This is a genomic window from Limnothrix sp. CMB-01 (assembly GCF_055193175.1).
Genome location: NZ_CM143720.1, coordinates 1,319,437 through 1,343,267 on the forward strand (window position 1 = coordinate 1,319,437; position 23,831 = coordinate 1,343,267).

Below are 23,831 nucleotides of genomic sequence, written 5' to 3' on the forward strand. Positions count from 1 at the left end.
CATCCGCTTTGGCAACCGATCCCAGCCCCTGTCAGTCCATGGTTGCCACAACCGGCCTAGGCCTTGAGCAAGCCATGCATTCCCGCTAACAACACCCAGCCCAATAAATTCACCCGCAAATCAAACAGGGTGACATCCAAGAGATGGTAAGCGGCGAGATTGGCGAATCCCAAGCCCCAAGCGGCTAAACGGGTTTGGGAGTCCCGATCGCCCCAACGACCGATCGCCCGGGTGAACTGGGCCATGATCCAGCCACAGAGGCAAATCAGCCCCAAAGCCGCTGGCCAGCCCGTTTCCATGGCCAACATCAGGGCCAAGTTGTGGGGATGGCCCAGCCAATTGCCCGTGGCCTGTTGATACAGTCCTGTGAAGTTTCCCAGCCCCCAACCCGTCCAGGGCCGTTGGGCTGCCAAATTCCAAGCAAAGTCCCACTGGCTCCGGCGCAGGGTCGCTTCGGGGCGATCGGGATAAAGAGCATCATTCAGCCGGCCCCAAATGGCCTTCGGGACGATCGCCCTCAGGGGCCCGGCGGCCGGTTCCGGGCCAAAGGCCGCCCCCAGCGCTAAGGCGATCGCCCCGCCCGCCAGGGCCAACAACCAAAACCAACCAACGTATAGTCCCGTAGCCAACAGGTCGATCGCGGCCAGGGCCCAACCACTGCGAGAGTCCGTCAGCCCGATCGCCCCCAGCAGCAACAGCACTGATAATCCATTGCCCAGGATCACCCCCCAACCGAGGGTGGCATGGGTCGATCGGTGGGTTTGCGCTTGTCGCTGCTGTTCCCGATCCATCACCAACAACCCCAAGGCCAGCACCAGCGCTACCCCAAAGTAGCTGGCGGTCACGTTGGCATATTCAAACGCCGAAGACAGTCGCCCTGGCGGATTGCCGCCCGCGGCCAAAATCCAGTCAATCACCGGCACGACGCGCACCGGGCCGCGCCATCCGCCAAACAGTTGCCCCAACCCCAACCCCACGGCGGGCAGGCAACCCCACACGATCGCCTGAGCCAAGGGCCGCAGGTGCGATCGATGGGTGATCAGTTGGCTGAAGGCCCCAAAGGCCCAAAAAAACGGTAAGAAATTCGCCAGCCCCAACGCCGCCCGCTCCAAGTTGGGCGAACCGGGCAAGGACAGCAACATCACCAGGCCGATCGCCCCCCAGGCCCAAACCAGCCGATCACGCCGAATTGCATTCCAGCGTTGCCAATAGGTGGCAATGATCCCCAGCCCGATCGCCACCGCTCCCAAGGCCGGACTCAGGGGCAACACCAACAGCCCCCACCAAAGCCCCGCCCAAGGCCCCAACAGGGCCGGGTCAATCACAATCGAGCGCGTGGGCCACAGCCAAACCCGCCCCAGCGCGGCCAACTTCCCCATGGCCTAGGCGCGCTCCCTAGGCAAATCCGTAGGCGATCGCGTCATCGCCGCGTGTCATCCGAATTTGAGCCAGGGCAAACACCGCTGGCACAATCCGCCCGTAGTTGGTGGCGATCGTTCGCCAACCCAAATCCGCAAAAAACCAGCCCCACATCAGGGGCCCCATCACCGCCAACACCGTTTGCGCAGCACCATAGCGAGCGGCCGTCATCATCATTCCCCGTTGGGCCATCTTGGCCGCCACTTGGGTTTCCAGGGCCGCCGCCGCGCCGCCGGAAGCCGCGATCGCCACCTGGGCCGACTGATATCGCACCATGTGGGTCACAAACTGCTGGGCAATTTGCCGCAACACCAGGGGCCGCACCACCGCATCCAGGGCGATCGCGCTGCCCCCTTCCAACAGCAGCCGCACCGGATCGCGCCGCAGGGTTGCAGGAATGGCATCCACACCGGGAATCGTGGCGATCGACCGTTGCAAGTCCTTGGTCAGGGCGGCCCGCTGGCGCTTGGGCAATCGCTTCCAGGCTCGATCGAGCAAATGCAGAAAAATTTCCGCCTCCAGCTCCGTTGCCGTCCAGGTTTCACCGTAGGGCAATCGCAAATGTTGGCAAACCCTGACCAACACATCGCGGTAGGTCACCTCATGGAACCGCCCCCGCAACACCGTTAGCCCATCGGCGGCCAAGTAGCGAAATCGGCGGTCGATCGCGTCCAACCAAGCTTCCCGATCGCGGCTCTGCACCGACAGGGGATCGGGCGTAGCAACGTAGTCCAAGGGGTTAAACTTCCGCGCGAACAGCATCTCCGTCAGTTCGCGCAACTCGTCATTAGTTGCTAATTCCAATGCTGCTCGCAGTTCGTCCACAGCCCCAACTCCGCATCATTTCCAGCGTGATTGCCAGCGTTTAAATAGCGTTTGAATTGCCAATGAATGGCTCGCTAATAGCCTGTTTATGGCTTGGTTTCTATGGCTTGGGTGAGAGTTAGCGCCAATCGCTCCCAAAGGTGTCACACAAGGGCGCAGGAATGGCAACTCAACGCCTAAATTTGCTTTGCCCTGGGGTCAGCCCCATTGTACAAAGGGATGGGAAAACGCCCATGGCCTTGACGTAAGATCGCGCTAAATCTCGCTACAATCTTTAGATTTTCTTTGCATTTCGTCTTAGTGTCTGAAGTTCCGGTAACCCTGACCATGGGCTTGGCCGTTTAGCCCGTGCTGCTGGGTTGCCCCAAAAATAACGCAAAGTCTCCGTAAAATTCCTGGCCCGATCGCCCCGATATCAAGTCCCTATGACAACGCTTCCCCCGACTTTAACTCCCTCTCATTCTGTCGCGGTGATTGGCGCAGGGTTGGCGGGACTCACGGCAGCCCGCCAACTGCAAGCGGCCGGGCGATCGGTCGTGGTGCTGGAAAAGTCCCGGGGCTTGGGTGGGCGGCTAAATACCCGTCGCCATTTGGACAGTCGGGCCGATCGAGGCGTGCCCTACCTGGAACCTCAGGGGCCCTTAACGGAAGCTTGGATCCAGGAACTGCAAAACACCAGCGACCTGCAACCTTGGCCCCAACCGCTCCATCACCTGACCGCCGAGGGCTTGCGAACCATTCCGGGGGATCAACGCTGGGCCATGCCCGCTGGTTTGAGCGTTGCGGCCAAACAATTGGCAGCGGGGCTAACGATCGCCCGTGGCCACCGGGCCATTGCCCTGACGGCTCCAGAAAAACCGGGAGAACCTTGGACAATTCAGTGTGATTTTCCGGCGGCGATCGAACCGGAGCAACAGCAGGAATTTTGGACTGCTGGGGCGATCGTGCTGGCCATTCCGGCTCCCCAGGCGGCGGACTTGCTGGAGTCGGTGGCCCCCGACTGGGCCAAGCGGGCCCGCCAAGTGACCTTCGATCCCTGCTTCAGCGTCACGGCCGCCTATGGCCCCGATCGGGAATTGCAGTTGCCCAATGGGGAAGCTTGGCAGGGAATTCGGGCCCAAATTCCCACCGATTGGCGCTGGTTAGCCCGCGAAGACAGCAAGGCCGACGGGATCTGGGCCATGGGGCAACCGGTGTTGCTGTTGCAAAGTTCGGCCGCGGTGGCCGAGCGGCTGTGGGATGTGCCAACGCTGGAGGCCGTGGGGCAAGCGCTGCTCGATCGCGCCGGGGCCGATCTGGGCTTGCACCTGCAACAGCCCGAATGGATTCAGGTACACCGTTGGCGTTATGCGATCGCCCGAAACCCACTGGATGAGGGGTGTTGGATTGATCCCGATCGGTCCCTGGCGGTGGCGGGGGACTGGTGTGCAGCTCATCCGCCGGGACAATCCCTAGAAGCGGCAATGCGATCGGGGCTATCTGCTGCCCAAGAACTGCTGGCCCACTGTTTTTAAGACCCGTGGTTTTTAAGGCCCCTGATTTTTCAACTTCCAAGGCCCTACCTGATTGAGGGCCTCACTGCCGCCGAGATTTCGGATTGATTGTGCCCCCTAGGTTGGGGGAACGAGACCTGGGGAATTAGACCTGGGGAATCGCCTCACCGGGAAAGGCTTCCTCATATTCCGCAATCAAATCATCCAATTCTTCCAAGGCCTGGTTCACGTCAATCCGAATCGGGCCCAAATCGGCTCGATCGAGTAGCGACAATAAATAATCTCGTTTGGCCGCAATCGATCGCACCTGATCTTTCAGCACTTGCACATCCATGGCACAGTCATCCTCAGCTTTACGAAAGCGTTCTAAAGGGTTGGGGGCAAAAGGGTTCGGGTCGGTTATCCAGTCCTGTCGGTGCGGAGTTGGGGATCGTCCCGTCCGCTAGACGAATGGGCCATTCCATCTCAGAATTTACATTAGTTAATGAATACCCGGAACGCGATCGTGTTTGGCAGCCTTCCCCTTGCTCGAATTTTGCTCTATGCCGGTGGAGCCTTAACGGCGATCGCGGCAGTGGCCTATGTCATTGGTAACTCAACCCTGAATCTGATCACCTTTTTTTACGGCGTGCCGGTGCTGTTGGGGGGCTTGGCCCTGAAGGCTGCGGAGTTGAAACCAGCCCCCTACAAAACTCCCACGTCTTCGGAGGTCGTTGCCCTGCGCGATCGCCTGGCCACCCCCACCCAAAACCAGGTGCGCAAGGATGTGACCCGTTATCGCTACGGTGAAGAGGCCCATCTTTCCTTGGCGCTGGAGCGTTTGGGCTTGGCTCCCACGGATCCTGAACGGCCCAAACTGGTCAGCGTGGAAGAGGTGGACTTGCAGGGAGACTATGGGCTGATCCTGGAGTTTGAATCTCCAAAAATGCCCTTTGAAACCTGGCAGACCAAGCGGGACAAAATTGAGCGCTTCTTTGGCCCCAACTTGCGAGCGGAGGTTGCCCAAGGCGAAGGCTCGATTGTGGTTGTGTCGTTGATTTCACCAGCCCCGACGGCCTAGATCTGCCAAAGGACTGCTTCGATCAACCGCTTCGATCGGGCGCTGTCTCTGCCTAAGGCTCTTCAATGGCGGGTTGATCGCGCCGTTGCACCCCTAGCCCTGGCTCGATCGGGGGCAACAACCGACCACCGGGCGCAATCGCCGCGCCCACAAAGGGATCGTCCATCAAATTCAGATGGCTATCCAAGTCCAAGTAATCGGCCCAGGGGCCCAACTGCAAGGCGGCGGTGTTGGCCAAGGCACTGTCGGAATAGCAGCCAAACATCACTTGCAAGCCACAGGCCCGCGCCGTGGCCACCAGCCTTGTGGCCGCTGTCAGACCGCCGGATTTCATCAGCTTGATGTTGATGCCGTGGATGTGGGGCGCAAGCTGCGGAATATCTCGCTCATCAAAACAGCTCTCATCCACAAAAATCGGGAGGGGCGATCGCGCCTTCAGTTCCGCGAGTTGGGTTTCTTGGCCCACGGGCAAGGGCTGTTCCAGATACAGCACGCCCCGATCGGCTAACCAGCGGGCCATCTCGATCGCCCCGGCCAAGTCCCAGCCCCCATTGGCATCCACCAAAATTTTGGCCGTTGGGGCTTCTGCCAACACGGCTTCCACCAGGGCCCGATCGGCCGCCAACCCCTCGGGGCTACCGAGCTTCAACTTCAGCCAAGGGGTTTCAATCACCGATCGCCACTGTTGAACCCGCTCCCGGGCCGCCGCCGGAGAGCCAATCCCGATCGTGACGGAAATGGGCGGAATCCGTTCCCGATCGCCTCCCCACAGTTGCCAGAGGGGCAATCCCGATCGCTTGCCCGCCCAATCCCACAGGGCTAGATCGATCGCCGCCCGCGCCGCCGAGGGCAACGAGCGCACCCGATCAGCAATTTGCTGGCGATCGAGCGGGTGGCAGTCGGCCAGTTGCGGCCCGATCGACTCCAGAGCCTTGGCCAAGGCCTCAGTGGTTTGGGCGTGGGCCCCATGCACCACCGGGGAAGCCTCGCCCCACCCTTCGTAGCCCTCTGCAAAGATCCGCAGCCAGAGATTGGTGTTGCCGTGGTTGGTGCCGCGACTGATGGTGAGGGGCGATCGCTTGGTGACCGTGAAACGTTCGACGCAAATTTGCATTGCGAGAGAGGAGGGGAATGAGTGGCTAAAGGGCAATCCATAACCGATCGCCCCATTAATCAAACGTTAATTCGCCGTTAACCCATCCAACTGTGCGCAGGCAACCTCCTGCAAACTCTTTCAATCGCCTTGATGCAAGTGTGCCAAGATCGACTAGACTCTAATTGAATAGTTTTCTCAATAAATCAAGCCTGATGGGCTGAAGCGGGGGTGGCGATCGACGTACCCCCTTTGTTTAGCCTCCCTTATTGCAAATCTTTCTGGATAGTTGGAGGACTTCGTGAAGCCGTTTTCGTTCGATCGCCCCTTGCATAACGCGCATAATCCTTTCAACCCCGCCACGCCCCCTCGGCTTGGGCTGCAATCAGTCTTTTATCCCTTTAAAAAACGACAATTTTTCCAACTGAGCGGTCGCATTTGTGCCACCCACACCGACAAGGCCGGCCGCTGCAAGGCGCTTCAACTCGAAACCGACGGACGCATTGAACAGATCAAGTTGGCCAAGCCGTTGCGATCGCGCCTGGGCCACACCTTGCACGTGGGCAGTTGGGTTTCCCTGGCGGGCACGGCTAAATGTCATCCCTACAAAGGGTGGGTGAAGTTCAAGGCCAAGGCCCTCACGGGATCTTCGGTGCAACCCATGGAACCGGCAGGGCGATCGCCCTTCAATCGTTCGGCTAATTTGCCCTGGACTCGGCAACCGGCAGCGCCCCCCACCCGCCCCGCTGCGGCTCCCATGCCCCACCGGGCCCCCTTCACGCCGCCTGCACAGTCCCCCTCGCCCGATCGGTCATCGGCGCGCCCAACCGATTACGCAAGCGATCGCTCAACCGATCGCGCCACCACGGGCCCTTCCAACCGCCCCGTCGGCAGAATCCTGATTTGTCAAAAGTCCAGTTGTCGGAAGCGGGGCAGCGATGGTGTTTGCCGGGCCATTAACCAGGCGTTGGCCGATCGGGGACTGAGCGATCGGGTCAAGGTACAAACCACGGGCTGTCTCAAGGAATGTAGCCGCGGCCCGGCGGTGGTGACCCTTCCGGACAAAACCCGCCACACCCGGATCTCGCCCGATCGGATCCCCGAGCTGATTGAAACCCACTTCGGGCAACTGTCTTAGGGTTGGTTCTCCAATCCCTCAGCCCCTTGTGACGACGATTTGGGCATCGAAAATTAACCATTTCCGCTGGATTCCAGGAACAAACGACAGGCCCTAGGGTCTGTCGTCTTCTTTCTGAAACCCTGATGTTTGCGTCGCGCGGCCTGGAGAAACGGAGGCATGGCCCAGAAGACCTCTTGCATCAATCAAAACCCTCACCCTAAATCCCTCTCCCAAGTCGGGAGAGGGACTTGGCAACCAACAACGAAATCGCCGTTATTCCCGATTTCTGGCTCCCCTTCGCCCTCCTTGGGAGAAGGGGTTGGGGGATGAGGGCTGTTCGCTGATTCGCGCAAGAGGTCTAGAGAACTCGCGTTTTGGTAACTAACCAATGCAAAGTTCTACAGTCTGTTAAAAATTGCGAGCGATCGGTCACAACTCCTTTCCATCTCAGGATTCCACCGATATTCTGGGGTTCAGAAGCGGTAGATAAAAATCGAGTTGGATCTTCTCGGCGGGGGTGTGTAACATCTCTGCCGATTGTTTTTCTCAGCTTCTCAGCCGTTTTGGATCCGTTTCCCAATGTTTTCCAACTTATGAAGCAGTCGATGATGTCTCTGCCGGCGATCGCCTTGGCCATTGGACTCGGTTTGGCAGTTCCAGTGATTGAAAGCGCGATCGCCCCGTCGGTGGTTTTGGCTCAAAGCTTGCCCACCGGCACATTTTCCGATGGGGAATGGACCGTGCGCATTGCTTACCAAGGCAACGCGCTCACCTACTACGGCCGCAATGAAAATAGCGGGGATTCATTGTTTTTGAGCGGGGCTTCCGTGGGTGGCAATGCCAGCCGCCGCACCTACACCTGGAACAATAGCGGCCATCGCTATCGGGTGAGCTGGCAACCGTCGGATCCGGACACGATTCGGGTGGAAGTGTTTTCGCCCAATGGTCGCAGCATTCTGAATCGACTGCTGTATCGCTAGGGTTGCAAGACCTGGGCATGGTCGCCAGGGTGATACCCTCTCAAAACAACAGGCGCGATCGCAGTCGGTCTCCCCATTGATTGAGCTGCTCCAGCCACTGACCACCCCGATCGCGCCATTGTTGCCAAGTTTCCGCTAAGTTCACCAGTCGATCGACCCGCAGATCCACATTCTGAGTTGGGTACTTTTGCAGTAGCTCCAACAGGGAAATTTGACCGTCATTCTCCGCTGCGGCCATCAGGGCCCGGCGGAGATTTTGATTGTTGTCGGTGCGCTTGGGCCCTTGCAACACTTGGCTCAACTGCTCCAACAGGATTGCTCCCTGGGAACTGGCCAGGGCCCGATCGAGCAAGGTAGAGGGCATGGTCACCCGCTGGGTCAAAATTTGGCGCACTCGATCGGGTCGTTGCTGGCTCAAGATCAAATAGGTTTCCAAATCATCCGAGAGTTCTCCCCGATCGGCCCAAGTCACCAAATCGGTGACCGGCAAGGCTCCCCCCAAAGGGCCGTAGCGAAGGGTGATGGTTTCCGCCGCGATCGCGGGGCCAGTCCCGGCTCCCCAGGCGATCGCGAGGCCGGCGATCGAACCGGTCATCCAACGGGCCAGGGCGCGATCGGGTAGCAGGGTGTGATGAATGGAATCAAGGCGAGCGGCTTGCTCAGGTCGATCGGGACAGGGGCGATCGGAAAGAAAGGTCGGCACTGGAATTGGAGTTGGATGAAGAAGGGTCGCGGGAAGAGTTGGGGAACGCGGGCAATTCATGAACCGACTCGGCGGGGGGATTCAGGGGTGGAGCCGGAGCCACCCGCTGGGCCGGACGGGGCAAATCATCGCGCCAAGGGCCCAACAGTTGCACCGAAACCCAGGCATAGCCCGCATAGGCCGGAATGGTGACCGCCGCGAGCAGGGCGGCAATTCCCCAACCCCAATTGCGGAAGCCGGGCCCTTGGTATTGGGTGCGATAGGGATCAAAGGGCAGAGCCGATCGATCCAGTTCGTCGCGCAAGTGCAGCGGCCGGCGAAATCGTACCCGGCGATCATCAAACTTTTCCAACAAAATCCAACCGGCCAGGGCTTCTTCGCGACAAAGTTGGGCAAAGGTGACAGGATTGGCAAAGAAGGGACGCTTGGCGCGCACAATTTTGTATTCCCACTCGATCGCCTGGCGCTCCGAAGGCGCGGTGTCTAGGGGGGGTAAGGCGGCTACGGCTGGATCGATCGGGCGGTGCAAACTCCGCAAAAACTCAACGCAATCGATTAGGTCGGGCTGTGTTGCAAGGTCGGGTTGTCCGGCGCTGGGGTCTATTTCCCGCAGCACCGATGTGAAGTCTTGGGGCGATCGGCTGGCGGGGGAACGGGGCATCCGGCGCGTGGGCCACAATGGCACGTCGCGGGAATCGGCATCGTAATCATCGCGGTAATGATCAAAACCTTCTTCACGAGCTTCATCCGCCAAGGGAAAGCCGGAAGCATCGGGGCCGGATTGCACCGTCATTGCTGCTGAAGCCTGTTGGAATGCGTATGGTGGAATGCGTATGGTGAAATGCGTACCGTGGAAGATGTATCCGCTTTGGGCATTGGGTGGCGAGATGGGCCTCATTGTATCTGAGATATTTGCGTTGGTCGGTGGTGGGCTGGGCCAGACCCGGAACCAGGAAACGGGTGGGCGATCGGGCCCTTGGCGCTGGTTGCTTTGGGGGGCGATCGCCTTGGGGCCCGTCCTGATGCCCGTTACCCATGCCAATGCCCAAGCCGCCGAACCCCCTACCCCCGAGCCAAACAGCAACCCCTGTGGCCCGGCGGTGCTCGATCGACTGGTTCGCCATCGGTTGGCCGCCGGAGAAACCGTCGAAAGTCTTGCCAGTCGCTATAACCTTTTGCCCAGCACCCTGCTGGCCCTGAATCCCAACCTGCGGGGCGGCCAACTGCCCAAACCCGGCACGGAAATTTTGATTGCTCCCATTAACGGAATTCGGGTGGAAACCCAACCGGGCGACAATTGGCAGTCGATCGCCCAGCAATACCGCGTTCGGGCCGACTCTCTGTTTACGGTCAATGGTTGCCAGACCCAACCGGGGCGATCGGTCTTTGTGCCCGGCGTGCTTTGGTCCCCGATCGACCCTGGAGTCGGCTCGCCCCCCAGCGCCAGCGACCCCGACAACGACCTACTGCGCTACCCCCTGTCGGAAATTAGCCGCCCCCTAACGGACTTTGGTTGGCAAGTGGGGCCCGCCGGAGCCGCCGTCTTTAACAGTTACATCACCCTTGAAGCCCGACCCAGCGCCGTCGTCTTGGCCGTTGGGCCCGGAACCGTCGCCTTTGTGGGCCCCAACTCTGGCTATCCAGGACAACTAGTGGTGATCAATCACCAGGGCGGCCGCCAAACCCGCTATGCCAACCTGGGAGCCACCTCTGTCCAGCGCGGGCAACGGGTCAACGCGGGCACTCGCCTGGGCACGATTCCCAGTCGCCCCGCCAACGGTCGCAGCCGTGGCCTGTGGTTTGAAGTTCGCTACAACTCCTCCGTGGGCTGGGTGGCGCAAAATCCTGGCCCTTACCTGCAACGCATGGAACCGGCGCGATCGACCCCGCCCAGCCCCACCGCCCCCACTGGCAACCGACCCAGCCCGCGCCCCAGTCCGCCCCGTAACGGTTCCAGCAATCGATGACGGTTGGCCTTCGCTTCTGAATTGACCGCGATCGCCCGACCCGATAAGGTTCTAGGAGGAAATTTCTAGCGCAATAGGCAACCCCGAACCTTGGCTAAGACCGTCATTGCAGGCAACTGGAAAATGTATAAAACCCAGGCCGAAACCCTGGAGTTTTTGAAGCCCTTCGTTGAGCAAATCGCCGAAACCCCGGACGATCGCGAAATTGTGCTGTGCGTTCCCTTCACGGATCTCAGCGTGCTGTCCAATGCTCTTCACGGCAGCCGCATTCGCATCGGCGCACAAAACGTCCATTGGGAAGCCAACGGAGCCTATACCGGCGAAATTTCGGCTGAAATGCTGACCGAACTGGGTGTTCGCTACGTGGTGGTGGGCCACAGCGAACGGCGGCAATATTTTGGTGAAACCGACGAAACCGTTAACCGCCGATTGAAGGCGGCCCAAGCGGCCGGCTTAACCCCGATTTTGTGTGTGGGCGAAACCAAACAACAGCGCGACGCAGGCGAAACCCAAACCCACATTGCCCAACAATTGAAGGCGGGGTTGGTGGGCGTGAACCTCAGCAATCTGGTGATTGCCTACGAACCCATTTGGGCGATCGGCACCGGGGACACCTGCGAATCCAAAGAAGCCAACCGAGTGATTGGCTGGATTCGCGATCAACTCAATGGTGAAGACTTGCCGATTCAATACGGCGGTTCCGTCAAGCCTGAGTTGATTGATGAAATTATGGCCCAACCGGAAATTAACGGTGTGTTGGTTGGTGGCGCTAGCCTTGACCCGATCGGCTTTGCTCGGATTGTGAACTATCAATAATTGCCATCATTATTGCCACGATCTGTTCCACTGTTTTGCCTTGCTTTTCTCAACCATTGCTAACCAATAGGCGGGCGATCGAGCGGATATTCCAGCTCGATCGCCCGCCTTCGTTATGATTTCTCGCGCGTGATTGCTAGCACGTGATTGCTAGCACGTGATTATTAGCGCGTCGCCACATCCTCCGCTTCGCTCAAGAACTCCTCATAGGTCAGGCGAATAAATCCATCCTTGCGGGGTGGGGTCAGCTTATTGCCATCACCATCCCCACTCACCCCAGCAGTTCCGCCGTTATCCTGTCCGTGGGGATTGAAGACCACCACGTAGCGCTGCCCACCTTCCTCAAAAGCATCAGTCACCGTGTAGGCATGGCTGCCATAGAGCAATGACACCTTCTTCGGTGTGGAAGCGGTCACGGTCAGCCCGCCCGCCAGAGCGTCCCGAATGATTTCAAAGGTATAACCGGGATTGTCATTCTCCTCAGGCTTGTTGGTGTAGCTCGTTGGTTTGCCACCCAACACCTCGCCTTGGGCTTTGGCTTCTGAGCCACCATTGCCCATCTTGTCGTAACTACCCAACCACTGGGCATAGGCACGCTCCATCACCACAGGCCAGAGGATATTGTTGGGATCCTCAGGGTTTTGGGTGCGGGTTGAACCCGCAATCTTGCCTTCATTGGTGATGAAAGTTTGGTCAACCGTCACATACTCTGCCCGTCCGGTTTGCGAATTGAAGAATCGCACCGTATAGGTTTGGTCGCCATTATTGGTAATCGCATCCAAAATGGTCTGCGATGTACCGGAACCCCGGAACGGATTCTCTTCAGACGAGGGGCCCAAAGGTTGGCGACGGAATGTTGATCCCAAGGCAGCGATGTAATAGCAATTGCCGAATGGCTCCTGGGCCAAATCGCCAATGATCGGTTGTCCCCTCGTGCCGTAGAGCGTTCCTTGCACGGGCTGATAGGTGAAGTTTGTGGTTGAAGGGTTGGTTGCTGATGAGAATGTATCTGACCAAGTTGGTGTTGGACGCACTTGTCCTAAGAACCAGTTGCCCACCACATCGTCGTTGAAACTACTGGCGCTGATTCCCTCGGCGGCCACTTCGCCTGCAACTTTGCCGGCCAGGTAAAGAACCGGGGCGGGCACATCGAAGGCATCTGTGGAACGAGAGAGGGTTTCCAGGTCAGCCGATTCACTGGCATCAATTTGCCCATCGGCACTCATCACTTGGTAAATCGCCAAATAGTCAGCACGATCGAGCACTTCGTCATTGGCGCGGGTTTGTACTTCCGTCCGCACACCGTCACTCTTGAGGGCCCCGAGATACGTGCTCAAGCTCGGGCGTGCACGCTGTACCGTGTTGCTGCCGGGAGCGGCCGTGACCGTGAAGGCTCCCACTTGTTCTTCGATCGAGCTGCTGACGCGCACCAGATAATTGCGTCCCGCTTCCGGCGTGAACGTAAGCTGGGAATTCACATTATTCGGGAAACTGATGTCGTCATTGTCGGCAACCACTAATCCCGAAGCGGCATCTACCACCTCTAGGTAAGGATCCAGAGCCGTGGAGGAGAGGTTCAGTTGCACCGCCTGCCCCGCTGTCACACCGGTCAGGTTGTAATCAGCCCGATAGAACCCTTCGGCCTTCAGAGAACTACCGGACAGGGAACCGCTGAGACTTTGCCCCAAACCCAAACTGCCAGCCAGGGTGCTGGAGCCGGTGACGCTGACGCTGAAATCACCCACGGCGCTGACACCCGTGACAAAGCTGGTGACCCGTAGGGTGTAGTCCGTATCGGGTTTGGCGGTGAAACTCAGACCCGCATTCTTGGTGGTGGGGCTACCGTTGTCATTTTCGGCAACCACCTGGCCGGTCGCTTCATCAATGATTTGGACTGCCGGATCAAAACCATTGCGACCGGCAACGGTGATGTCAACTTTTTGATTGCCAACCACATCCGTCAAGAAGAAGTCTTGAGATCGCGCACCGCCTGCTCTGGTGGGGTTCAAGGCGCTGGTGTTGGTCAGAGCGCCACTAATGGTTTGGCCTGGCGCAACCGTTTCAATCGTTTCATTCCCCGTGGAACCGCTGCCCAGGGCTTCCAAATCTAGGCTATAGGTGGTGTTGGCTGCTGAGGTGACACGAGCAAAGTAAGTGCCCGCAAACTGTTGTGGGAAGTAGATTTCACCAGTCTGTCCAGGCGTGGCGATCGTCGATTCCAGCATTTCGCCCCCGTCCAGACGACCGTTATTGTTCAGGTCGCGGAACAGTTCTAGGGTGGCTGGCGCACTGTTTTGGTAAAGGAATAGGCCAAAGTCGCGGTTGCGATCCAGCGAGAAGCGGTACAAGTCACTCTTTCCAGGACTCAGGGTTCCTGTGCGGGTGTCAGTGCCACTGAGAGTTCCTGCGTTGGTGGCGCTGCCTAGGGATAGCCCGATCGCACTAGCCGGAGTTGCTACCGCTTTTTGCTGGAGAGCCAAATTAAAGTTTGTGTTCCCCTCAAACTGATACACGTCCAGGAAATACTGACCGGGAAACAGATTCAGCGTCAGGGATTCAGCCGCAGTGCCTTCGTTTTCCGAGAAGATCAATTCTTCTTCTGGTTCAAACAGGCGGTTTTTGTTTAAGTCTTGCCACAGGGACAGATCTGAATCGGCACTCAGGCCATTCAACGTGGCCGATAGGGTTGAGGTTTCACGAATGCCCAGCTCATAGCTGACGATCGGTTGGTCATCGCTAATGCGACCGGACAAGGTGCGCGTTCCCGTCAAGGGGTCAAGGCTGGTGGTGGGCACCTCCACGATCGGCTGCGGTTGAATGCTCTTGTAGCCGAACCGAGCCAGGGCGGCCGCCAACAGCTCTTCGTAGCGCTTGTTGTCTCGCCTGATTCGATCACTCGCTTCGCCTGTCAGGGGATCTACGCCCTCTGGAAGTGCTGCACTGCCTCCCTCCGTGGGCAAGGTTGTGGAGTTCACGAACAGATCGCTAGAAATGCTGCCCAAAAAGCTCCCAACCTGATTGACACCCAAAAATTTTAGAGTGTCTGCCAATGTGCCATTGGCAACAACTGCACCCTGATTTCCACTAAGCGTTTCGATCGATCGCTGCGTTGCATCGATCGACCCAAAGAGATCGCTACTCATAAGCTATGCTAAGCCCCAAGAGAGTACTGGAGAGATTAAGTCAGTGACTTTAGCTGCTGCAACGATCATTCCAGTCGATCGTGCAAAACATCACTAACTTTTCCGTGCCAGATTTAGCCGCTCATGCTAACAGCCCATAATCTGGAATGGGTTTAGTGTTACAAGAGTGTTACGGCAGTGTTACGCCTCATAATTGCCTATTTTCTCAAGTATCCATTGCCTCACCGCCACTTCATCTCCATCTAATTGTTGGCTAATTATTATTGCTACTGCTGCCTTCTTCTTGCGTCTCTGCTGGTCCTCCAAACGTGCCACCGGGGCCAAACAAGGATGTGGCCGCCTCATCCAATTGTTGGAAAAAGAGCAGGAAACCCAACACATCTCGGAATGGTTGGGTCACGGTGTTCAAGGCATAGGTAACGCGAGCGATGAGGTTGCGATTCACAACTACCACGTCGTTATCGCGCAGGGGAGGATTATTGGCTGGATCGCCCATAAACGCAGCTTTGCCATCCAGAATTCGGGTGACCGGTTTGCCCTGTTCTGGATCAAAACGAATGAGGGCAATTCGCCGGAGCCGGGCGGTATCCAATGACACGCCATTGAGCGCATCAATGAAGGTGCTGCCGTTGGGCAGGGTGAGGGTGACCAGTCCACCGCGACCGGCATAGTTCACCATCCGAATCCGAATGGCGGCGCGGGCTACGTTGCTGCGGGCCATCAGGTCTGCGTCATAGCCCGGATCAATGCCGGATTCGCGCCGAGGCACCACGATCGCATCGCCATCTTGCAGATAAATCCGTGGTTCCGGGGCCCCTTCCACGAGCAGCGAGAGTAGGTTCACATTTTTCTCGATCGTGGAACCGTCGGGCAGTTGGCGGCGAACTTTGATGGCCCGTAAATCAGCCCAGTCGGTGGCTCCGCCGGAGGCCACTAGGGCGGTCACAACCGTATCGAAGGGGCTGACTCGATAGAACCCGGGTTTGACCACTTCACCAGTGACCACAATGTCAGGATTCACGGGGGTGAGCACGCCGACGGTGACGATCGGGTTAACGAGATAGCGTTCGTAACCCTGCTGTAGAAACTTTTGCAGTTCGGCGGTGGTTAGCCCTTCCGCATTGACGATTCCCAGTAGGGGGACGGAAATTTGCCCCTGAACATTAACGATGGTGGAGGTGTTGAGTTCGGGGAAGCCTTGCACCTGAATGGCGATCGTGTCATAGGACGAGAGGCGATAGACCCGCCATTCTGGGGGCGGTGCGGTGAGGGATTCGGGCCAGTCGGGAATGGGTTGTCCCGGTTGCCCCGGTTGTCCCAGTTGCCCCGGTTGCAAAAGTGGCACTGGGGCGGCGTTGGGGCCGGAGGGTTGAGCCGGGGCCGGGCCGGGGGCCGGTTGGGATGGGGTTGTTGGGGTGGCTGGCGGCCGGTTGGGCTGGGGGGCCGCTTGGATGGGTTGGAGTTGGGGGCGATCGGGGCCCGATCGGGGAATGTCCGGAAACACGACTTCAGCGGTGGATGCGGCGGCGGACGGATCGGAATCGCGATCAGGCTGATTGACGGGCTGATTGATAGGTTGATTGACAGGTTGATCTAAACCTGAGCCATTCGCTCCCTGGCGAGGCGTTTGGGCCAAGACGGCGATCGCCTGACTACTGAGCAGGACGATCGGTAAACAACGGCTGAGGGCCAAGGTCAAGGCGGGCAGGGAGGAACGGGCCATAGGACAGAAAAGGGCAGCAACGGCAGAATCAGCGGCATCCAAAGCATCCAGTCAGCAGAATTCAATCAGGGGCAAAGGGCAGCAATGCCATCCCGATTGAGCCATGCAGCAATTCGCGATCGGCGCTAGCGATCGACCTTGGGGGGGACGGGTTTCAGCGGCCCCGTCAGTAGAACTTGCTGCACCTGTTGCGCCAGGTCGGTTAAGCGGGCTTGATAGTTCTGATCCCACTCATCCAAGGGCTTATCCGTAGGCAACAGCAAACTGACCGCTACCCAAGGGGTGTGGCCCTGTTGCCATTGGGCCAGTTGATCACGCCAAAACCATTGGCTGGGGGCCGGGTCGCCCCCTTGGGGCCAGGCATACCAGGACAGGAGGAAATAGGTTTGGTGCTGACTGGTCCAAAGCCGCACCAGCCGGGCCCGAAAGGGCGGCAGGCCCGCCGGGGCCAGGGTCAAGGTCTGTTCTGAGTCTGTTTGTAGGCCGTCGCCCAGCCAGTTGCCGGAGTCGAGGGCGGTCCATTCCACTTGGGGCCGATCGCGCCCACGCTTCATGGGCATCAGCAACAACACGGCGCGATCGCGTTGGGCTGCGGCGTTGGGGGTTGCGCCCGGGCCTGGGGGCCGCACTCGCTCGATCGGCTGCCAAAGCCACTGTTCACCGCCCAAACTGCGCTGGCTGATGGGTTGGGTTTGCCAACCGGGAATGGCTAAACCCTGTTTGGGTAACTGCCGTAGGGTTTTCAGTTGGCTGGGGTTGCCGGCCCGTTGCCAGCGCCAGGCCCCGCCCGCCACATAACCCGGCAAGGATCCCAGGGCGATCGCCCCCAACAGGCCCAGGGCCAGCAATTTGGAGCGGTGGCGGCCCCAGAAATTTTGAGCGGGGGTGGGTTGCAAGTCCGAAGTGGAAGAGTCGGTCATGGGAGAACAGCAGCGGCGGGCAAGGACAGGCTCAAAAGCAAAAATCAAACGAAAGCAATCAAACGAAAGCAATCAAACAAAAAACCAAACTGAAACCAAAGCAAAGCTCAAAACACCGACTACAACACGAACCCAAACAGCAACAGATGCACCACGATTGGCTGATCCGCAGGCCAATCCTCTCGCCAGGATAGCGGGCTGGGACTGGTGGCCGCCAAGGGCAACACGATCGCCCGGGGAATCGATCGACCCGTCTGGAGATCGATTCGGGATCGATTCGGGATCGATTTGAAATCGATGACACGGCCGCAAATTACCAAGGACTGCCAATCGTGGTGAAGCTGGCCCAATAGTAGGGGTGAGCTAGGGAAAAAGTCGCTAACTTGCTCGACTCCGGCGGCAAATCGACAACGCCACCGGGAAACACCAAGCGCCCATCTTCGGCTCGGGTTTGCCCCCGCAACATAGCAATTTGGGCCCGGCGCAGGGCTTCCGCTTTGATGGGAGCCGATCGCAGGGCATCATAGAACCCCGCCATCAGCCCCAAGGTTCCCTCGTCACTCACATACCAGAGGCTGGCCACCACGGATTTCACCCCCGCATCCACCGCAAAGCCCGCAAATCCCAACTCCGCCGACTCATCCCCGATCGCCGTGCGACAAGCGCTCAGCACCAACAATTCCACGGGCGGACTGCCCAACCCCAAGTAGCGCAAATCACTGACGGCTAACCGTCGATCCCATAACCGCACAAAGGAATCTTGGGGAGAGCCGGGCCGAAAATCCGCGTGGGTGGCCAAATGCAAAATCGGGAACGGGTTCGATCGCCGCTGACGTTTCAGGTTTTCTAAATTGAACTCTTCATTCAGAAAGGTTTTGTCCCGGGGAATCAGCCGCTGAATCGTGGCCAGTTCCACCGGCACGGCGGGCAACGGCGGCAAATCCGTGAACTCCGAGGCCCCAAAACTGAGCACCGGGGCCGATCGAATGGGTTCAAACTGCGTATCGGTCAGGTTGATGCTGGGAATTAACCCAACGCTGTATTTCTCAATCAAAAACTGTTGGCCATCGTGCAACACGGACACGGGCAGCGATCGCATTCCGCGATCCATCGAAAAGGCGATCGTGTCCACCTGATGGCGCACCAACTCTTCGGCCACGGGCCCCACAATCCAGCGGTATAGCTGTTCGGCCGGAGGGCGGTAAGTGTTGCTGATGCGGGCAACGGGGGTGGTGATGGCGGCTCGCAAATCAATCACCGCCTTCAAAACCCGATCGCGCGGGGCCTCGCGCACCACGCGATAGATCGGTGGCGCGTCGGGAATCACCAAAATCACATCCAACTGCTCAGGGCGAGCGAAGGTATACAAAATCGCTGGTTTCAGTCCCGTTTTGGACTCCAAACGGCGCAACGTGCCCTGAAGATCGGGAAAACTTTGCACATCGTTGCTCAGGGCCCGACCCAGATGGCCGTTGGTGAGGGTGGTATAGAGTCGATCGATTTCCACCGCCGCCCGATCCGAAGCGCCGCCTTTCAGGTGGTCAATAATTTGCCGACGGGCCACCTGTTCAATGGCCGCCAAATTGTCCCCCGATCGCCCCCCGTTGCCCATGGGCCGTTGCTGCACGATGCGCCCCGCTTCCGGGTCAGGGCGATCGCCCTCCGCTTCTGGCTCCACAACGGGTGTCGGTGTGGGACTCGGAGAAGGAGTCGGCGTGGGACTCGGAGAAGGCGTGGGCGTGGGACTGGGAGAAGGCGTGGGCGTGGGACTCGGAGAAGGAGTCGGTGTGGGACTCGGAGAAGGCGTGGGCGTGGGACTTGGAGAAGGCGTGGGCGTGGGGCTAGGGGTGGGACTGGGAGAAGGAGTCGGTGTGGGCGTGGGGGTGGGAACTGGCTCGCCCGTGGTGATGAATTCGATGTTGCCCTGGGTGAAGGGGCCCGGAAAGGAACCGGTGCTGATGGTGCTGCTGCCGGTGGATACGCCACCGGCCAAACCATTGCCGCCGCTGCTGGGCGTTTCGCCCACCACCAAAGGCACAACGGGCGTTTGGGAACCGCCGCCATGGGTGATGCGCACGGCATTCCCTCCCTGGCTGCCGCCCGTGGCAATGCTGGTCAAAACACCCGATCGATCAATAAAAGCCCCCAGAGCCCGGAAAAAGCGCGTGCTCACAATGTCCACACTGCCGCCCCGACCATCGCTCCCCCCTTGGGCGTTCAGGCTGGTGATTTGCACATCGCCCGGGCCCGTGAGGGTGAGGTTGGCGTTGCCGCCGTTGCCTCCAATGGCGCTGAGATTCAGGGTTCCCAAACTGATGCCGGTGCTGGCGCGGGCCTGGAGATTGCCGCCTTGGCTGTTGCCGCTGGCGTTCAGGTTGCCCCCACTGATCTGATCGGTGGCGCTGATCAGCGTGATGCTACCGGCGGCGTTTTGTCCCTGGGTGCTGAGGCTGCCAAAGCTGAGGGCCCGTTGGGCCGTGAGGGTGATGTTGCCGCCGCCGTTGCCCGCGGCCGTGATCAAACCGGCGATCGCGGCGCTGTTGTTGCTGCTGGCGATCGCCACATTGCCGGCCACGCCAATCACCGGAGCACTGGTGGACAGGTCGCCACTGAGGGCGATCGGGCCGCTGCTGTCGATCGTCACGCCGCCGCCGCTGCCATTGTTGCCGATCGCCTGGAGATTGCCCCCCACCGTCACCCCCGTGCTGCCATTGAGCGTGACCGCTCCGCCGGACTGACTGCCGCTGCTGGTGATGGCTCCGGTGGCGATCGCCCCGCCCGAGGTGCGCAATGTCACTTGCCCCCCGATCGGGCCCTGGCTGGAGATTGCGCCCGTGGTCAGGTTACCCGGCGCAGACAGGTTAATCGCCCCGCCGATGGTGTTCATGTCGCCCGTGGTGATGGAGCCGCTGCTGCTATTGAGGGTGATCGGGCCACCTTCGTTACCGGTGGTGCGTAAGGAGCCGGTGGTGATGCTGGAGCCGGCCGAGAGGTCGATCGCCCCGCCCTGGGTTTCCAGCCGCCCGATCGAGATCGCCTCGCCCGCTTGAATGGTGATTGGTGCGCCCAAGGTGCTCAACACATCGGCGGAATCCAAAAACCGCACATCGCGCCCGGCTGTGAACCGCACCGACCCACCATTGGCCATCCGCAGACTGAGGCGATCGTCAAGCAAATTTTCCAGCACAATATCCCGCTCCGCTTCCAGGATCAGGTTAGCGGTGCTCAACAACAGCTCTAAACGCCCCTCACTGATTGTGAAGTCCACGGGAGCGGGCGGCCCTGTAAAAAAGCCTTGATCGGTGCGCAGAATCTGATTTTCTGGCTGGCCAAAGGGCACATTACTACTCAGTTGTGAATCATCACTGCCCACTAAACCGGGCACAATCCGAATATCCTGGGGATCCAGCAGCAGCGTGCCCAAGGGGCCCAAGGGAGCCGTCAGATCCACCGTTCCCCGCACGGCCAATTCCTCCTTGGCCGACAGCTCCACAAAACCACCTGGGCCACCGTTGGGGCCGCCCCGGGCCGCGATCGCCCCGCTATACCAAGTCAAACCATCGGCCCAGACAATCACCTGACCACCGGCCCCTCGGTCGGTGGCATTGGCCTGAATTTGGCTGGCCCGATCGACCCAAGTGGCCCAAGCGCTGAACAGATTACCGCTGCCCCGTTCGCTGCCGCCAATTTGCACCCGACCGCCCCCCTGGGGGCCACTGGCTTCCAAGTTAGCCCCCACCAGACCCACCCGATCGCCCCCGATCGTGATGCTGCCGCCGGGGCCAATGGAGCGGGCGCTGTCCACATTTCCGGCCACCACCACACCCCGATCGGGCAAGGCCACGGGCCCCGACGCGGCAGACTGCAACAGCACCGAGCCATCGGGATTAATCACTAACTGGGATGCGGCGGCGGTGGGGCTACCGGCCAGCAAGTCCGCCAGCGATCGCCCCCCGATCGCCCCCGGTTCCGGCAAGGCCACTTCCAAGGTCAAGGTGGATCCATCGGGCGCGATTCTGACCCGATTCGTGCCGGGAATGGCGGCCACGGTCACGTTGCCCCCGGGCGCTTGCAGCCGGCCCGTGGACACCACGGAACCACCGCCCAACAGCCACAGATTTTGTCCTTCGCCTACGGCCAAGGAACCCCAGCTCAACAGATGACCAGGGCGATCGCTCACAAAATCTAGCCATTGCAGGGAACCGCTCAAGCCGCGAAAGTCCACGGGCCCTTGGGCAGAAAACCAACCGCCATCGCTGAAACCCAGCCGATCGGCCGTGGTGGCCATAAACGAGGCGGGCACATCCAACCGGGCCCCAGCCCCAAACAGGATCCCCGCAGGATTCATTAGATATAAATTGGGCTGGCCACCGGAGATCCGAATCAGCCCTTCAATCACGGACGGTTCACCCCCAGTGACGCGCCCGACGATCGCCCGCAAGTCCGGTGTGGCCAAAAAGTTGGCAATTTCCTGGGGACTGAGGCCCAGCCGCTGAAAGCTGTGGAACAGGTTATCGCCCGATCGAGTTCCGCCGCCGATGTTGTATTGGTTGCCCTGTTGTTGAACGGTAGTGCCCAGGCCGTCGTTGGCGGGAACGATCGCCGGTTCGGCATGGACGGGGCTGGCCATGAGGGCCATGCTGATTCCAAAAATCCCGATCGCCGTTTGCCGGTAACTACCCATGGCTTTTCCTCGCTCGATCGCTGGGGGTGGATCTGTCCTTAGGGCGATCGTAGCTCGCAAACGGTTGATTAACCCTGGCTTAATTTGGAGCGGCGGGGTGATTGGGGCGATCGGAGAGGTCAGCGGCGCGATCGCCCCTCGGGATCGCGGGTTGGTTGTCGGCGGCCATGGAGCGGGGTCGGGTTATGCGGCCTGGTTCTGGCTGGCGTTCAGGATGGTTAAGCCGACCAAGATTTCGTTGTGATAGTGATAGATGATGTTGTCTTCGAGGGTGCTGTCGTTGGCGTTTTGGGGTTTGCGAAAGCTGAGATAGAGAACATCGGCGATCGGGTCGTAGCTGCTCCAAATTTGGTTGGAGGGAGCCTGGAGCAGGTGGGGGATAGCGTTTAGGATTGCGGGCGTTGCCATTGGATACCTCGTTGGGTGATTTTGTGGGGTTTTGAGGTCAAGAATGCAGCGCTCACGCAGCCGTCTCTTGTTCAGGAGCATTGGCCCCATCGATCCACACTAAGGACACAGATTGAGTGGTACAAGGGCTTGATGAAGCACTGTGGGGCGAGCGCTTAGATAAACTTCACATTGATTGCTTTCGTTGTAGCCTACGACAATCGCCCCAACTTTCGCGCCAATAGGTGGATACATTGCTGGTTTCATAATGCCTTGATCGAGAAAATCAGGCAGCTTAATTAAACCTTTAGCGATGGGATGATTAATGTTTAGAAAAATGCCGAAGGGAGCGTGATGCTCAACGATACCAATGACCAATTGACCTAGCGGGTAGCGATCACTGAGAACTTCTGATGGCTCGATCGAGGTAGTGGTGGTCATGGAATTTACTCTGGCTTTAAGAGCTGATTTATAAAGACAATATTAATCAGCCATCCCCGCTAATCGTTTCACCATCAAATGCATTAAGCAGCCGTAGATCATCCCTTCGCTCGTCTCCGAATACAACTCATAGTCCTTGCTCAATCGCCGAAATCGGTTCAGCCAGCCAAACGTCCGCTCGACAATCCATCGCTTGGGCAACCTCTCAAACCCTCTACCGATTCGGCTGATCACCTCCACGCGCACACTCTCACCACACACACGCTTCACAGCATCCGCAAACTTTTTCCCGGAATACCCCTGATCGACCCAAACAACTTCTAGCCGAGATAGCTTCTCCTTCACTTCCTCTAACACCACAATCGCTCCCAGTCGCTCAGAAGCATTCGCTTCAGTCACCAACACCCCCATTAGGAACCCTTGCGAGTCAACGATAATGTGGCGTTTACGTCCCTTAACCTTTTTGCCACCATCGAAGCCGTAGACCACCCCCTTTTTTCCGTTGTTTTCACCGACTGAGAGTCACCGATACTGACACTAGATTGCTCTGAACGACCTAATTTGCTCCGCAGTTGCTCTCGCATCTGGTCATGCATTTGCTGCCAAATTCCTTTCCGTTGCCATTTCTGGAAGTAATGGTAGACCGTGCTGTAAGGGGGTAAATCGTGAGGCAGCATTTCCCACTGGCAGCCAGTGCGCTGGACGTAAAAGATGCCATTGAGGATTTCTCGGAAATCAACTTCTATCGGATGTCCAAAGCCTTTAGGAGCGGGCAGCAGCGGCTGGAGGAGCACCCACTCATCATCGCTCAAATCACTGGGATAGGCTTTGCGGGTAGGATTGGCAATGACCGGGAGACGACTCATGAGCTGGGTGATACTTCGGGTAGGTCTAGCCTAAAACCGAATTTAGAGCTGCCAAGTCGGCTTTAGCTTCTCTTTATGAATTAGCTCTAAGGGTCGTTGAATGCGGCATGGGTGAGGGGGTGGTCGGAGAGGTCGGCGGCGCGATCGCGGGTCGGTTGTCGGCGGCAATAGGGCGGGGTCGGGTAGGGGTG

The 23,831-nt window shown here is 58.9% G+C and carries 20 protein-coding genes; 7 read left to right on the top strand and 13 right to left on the bottom strand.

The window, feature by feature from the left end:
• Positions 1 to 56 precede the first annotated feature (56 nt).
• Positions 57 to 1,379: an O-antigen ligase family protein gene (locus tag ACZA91_RS05525; protein WP_463185139.1), complete on the bottom strand. Its 1,323-nt coding sequence runs from the start codon at positions 1,377 to 1,379 to the stop codon at positions 57 to 59.
• A gap of 16 nt (positions 1,380 to 1,395) precedes the next feature.
• On the bottom strand, positions 1,396 to 2,244 hold the full coding sequence (locus ACZA91_RS05530; RefSeq protein ID WP_190354439.1) for a hypothetical protein: 849 nt from the start codon (positions 2,242 to 2,244) through the stop codon (positions 1,396 to 1,398).
• Between the two features lie 425 nt (positions 2,245 to 2,669).
• On the opposite strand from ACZA91_RS05530, the gene ACZA91_RS05535 reads away from it, so the two are divergent.
• A complete protein-coding gene (locus tag ACZA91_RS05535) occupies positions 2,670 to 3,758 on the top strand; it encodes an NAD(P)/FAD-dependent oxidoreductase (protein WP_463185142.1) in 1,089 nt (362 codons plus the stop codon).
• A gap of 124 nt (positions 3,759 to 3,882) precedes the next feature.
• Here the strand turns inward: ACZA91_RS05535 and ACZA91_RS05540 are convergent, their stop codons facing one another.
• Positions 3,883 to 4,071 carry a hypothetical protein gene (locus ACZA91_RS05540; RefSeq protein ID WP_099532295.1) on the bottom strand — a complete coding sequence of 63 codons (189 nt, stop codon included), beginning with the start codon at positions 4,069 to 4,071 and terminating at the stop codon, positions 3,883 to 3,885.
• Between the two features lie 171 nt (positions 4,072 to 4,242).
• On the opposite strand from ACZA91_RS05540, the gene ACZA91_RS05545 reads away from it, so the two are divergent.
• Entirely contained in the window at positions 4,243 to 4,797 is a 555-nt protein-coding gene (locus ACZA91_RS05545) for a DUF2854 domain-containing protein (protein ID WP_099532297.1), read from the top strand.
• 52 nt (positions 4,798 to 4,849) lie between these two features.
• Here the strand turns inward: ACZA91_RS05545 and ACZA91_RS05550 are convergent, their stop codons facing one another.
• Positions 4,850 to 5,911: a dipeptide epimerase gene (locus ACZA91_RS05550; protein WP_463185147.1), complete on the bottom strand. Its 1,062-nt coding sequence runs from the start codon at positions 5,909 to 5,911 to the stop codon at positions 4,850 to 4,852.
• Between the two features lie 280 nt (positions 5,912 to 6,191).
• Here ACZA91_RS05550 and ACZA91_RS05555 point away from each other — a divergent pair, with 280 nt between their 5' ends.
• Positions 6,192 to 7,028, top strand: a complete 837-nt coding sequence (locus ACZA91_RS05555; protein WP_463185149.1) for a (2Fe-2S) ferredoxin domain-containing protein — start codon at positions 6,192 to 6,194, stop codon at positions 7,026 to 7,028.
• Between the two features lie 587 nt (positions 7,029 to 7,615).
• Entirely contained in the window at positions 7,616 to 7,990 is a 375-nt protein-coding gene (locus ACZA91_RS05560; RefSeq protein ID WP_199309304.1) for a hypothetical protein, read from the top strand.
• A gap of 40 nt (positions 7,991 to 8,030) precedes the next feature.
• Here the strand turns inward: ACZA91_RS05560 and ACZA91_RS05565 are convergent, their stop codons facing one another.
• Together ACZA91_RS05565 and ACZA91_RS05570 are read right to left on the bottom strand one after the other, a co-directional pair.
• Positions 8,031 to 8,693, bottom strand: a complete 663-nt coding sequence (locus ACZA91_RS05565) for an alpha/beta hydrolase (protein WP_463185153.1) — start codon at positions 8,691 to 8,693, stop codon at positions 8,031 to 8,033.
• The gene (locus ACZA91_RS05570; RefSeq protein ID WP_463185156.1) at positions 8,650 to 9,486 is read right to left on the bottom strand and encodes a hypothetical protein; all 837 of its coding nucleotides are present in this window, start codon (positions 9,484 to 9,486) and stop codon (positions 8,650 to 8,652) included. The genes ACZA91_RS05565 and ACZA91_RS05570 overlap by 44 nt, the downstream gene beginning before the upstream one ends.
• A gap of 94 nt (positions 9,487 to 9,580) precedes the next feature.
• Between ACZA91_RS05570 and ACZA91_RS05575 the strand changes: the two genes are divergently transcribed.
• Together ACZA91_RS05575 and tpiA are read left to right on the top strand one after the other, a co-directional pair.
• Positions 9,581 to 10,660, top strand: a complete 1,080-nt coding sequence (locus tag ACZA91_RS05575; RefSeq protein WP_463185159.1) for a peptidoglycan DD-metalloendopeptidase family protein — start codon at positions 9,581 to 9,583, stop codon at positions 10,658 to 10,660.
• A 90-nt stretch (positions 10,661 to 10,750) separates the two neighbouring features.
• Positions 10,751 to 11,476: a triose-phosphate isomerase gene (gene tpiA / locus ACZA91_RS05580; protein WP_190354424.1), complete on the top strand. Its 726-nt coding sequence runs from the start codon at positions 10,751 to 10,753 to the stop codon at positions 11,474 to 11,476.
• 164 nt (positions 11,477 to 11,640) lie between these two features.
• On the opposite strand, the gene ACZA91_RS05585 is transcribed toward tpiA, so the two are convergent.
• The 3 genes from ACZA91_RS05585 to ACZA91_RS05595 all read right to left on the bottom strand — a co-directional run bounded on the left by ACZA91_RS05585 (position 11,641) and on the right by ACZA91_RS05595 (position 17,262).
• On the bottom strand, positions 11,641 to 14,451 hold the full coding sequence (locus ACZA91_RS05585) for a C2 family cysteine protease (protein ID WP_463185162.1): 2,811 nt from the start codon (positions 14,449 to 14,451) through the stop codon (positions 11,641 to 11,643).
• Positions 14,452 to 14,872: 421 nt separating this feature from the next.
• Entirely contained in the window at positions 14,873 to 16,342 is a 1,470-nt protein-coding gene (locus ACZA91_RS05590; RefSeq protein WP_463185165.1) for a polysaccharide biosynthesis/export family protein, read from the bottom strand.
• A gap of 125 nt (positions 16,343 to 16,467) precedes the next feature.
• Complete coding sequence (locus tag ACZA91_RS05595) at positions 16,468 to 17,262, bottom strand: cyanoexosortase B system-associated protein (RefSeq protein ID WP_463185166.1); 795 nt, start codon at positions 17,260 to 17,262, stop codon at positions 16,468 to 16,470.
• On the opposite strand from ACZA91_RS05595, the gene ACZA91_RS05600 reads away from it, so the two are divergent.
• A complete protein-coding gene (locus tag ACZA91_RS05600; protein ID WP_463185168.1) occupies positions 17,261 to 17,554 on the top strand; it encodes a hypothetical protein in 294 nt (97 codons plus the stop codon). The genes ACZA91_RS05595 and ACZA91_RS05600 overlap by 2 nt on opposite strands.
• A gap of 21 nt (positions 17,555 to 17,575) precedes the next feature.
• On the opposite strand, the gene ACZA91_RS05605 is transcribed toward ACZA91_RS05600, so the two are convergent.
• The 4 genes from ACZA91_RS05605 to ACZA91_RS05620 form a co-directional block, all read right to left on the bottom strand.
• Entirely contained in the window at positions 17,576 to 21,946 is a 4,371-nt protein-coding gene (locus tag ACZA91_RS05605; protein ID WP_463185169.1) for a CHAT domain-containing protein, read from the bottom strand.
• A gap of 183 nt (positions 21,947 to 22,129) precedes the next feature.
• Positions 22,130 to 22,354, bottom strand: a complete 225-nt coding sequence (locus ACZA91_RS05610) for a DUF2283 domain-containing protein (protein ID WP_190528787.1) — start codon at positions 22,352 to 22,354, stop codon at positions 22,130 to 22,132.
• Positions 22,355 to 22,453: 99 nt separating this feature from the next.
• Positions 22,454 to 22,774, bottom strand: a complete 321-nt coding sequence (locus tag ACZA91_RS05615; protein WP_190354408.1) for an RNA-binding protein — start codon at positions 22,772 to 22,774, stop codon at positions 22,454 to 22,456.
• Between the two features lie 42 nt (positions 22,775 to 22,816).
• Positions 22,817 to 23,640 (bottom strand): IS5 family transposase gene (locus tag ACZA91_RS05620; protein WP_463183673.1). Its coding sequence is split into 2 segments (ribosomal slippage): positions 22,817 to 23,262 and positions 23,262 to 23,640, totalling 825 coding nucleotides; the frame shifts between segments, so codons are not numbered across the junction.
• Between the last annotated feature and the right edge of the window lie 191 nt (positions 23,641 to 23,831).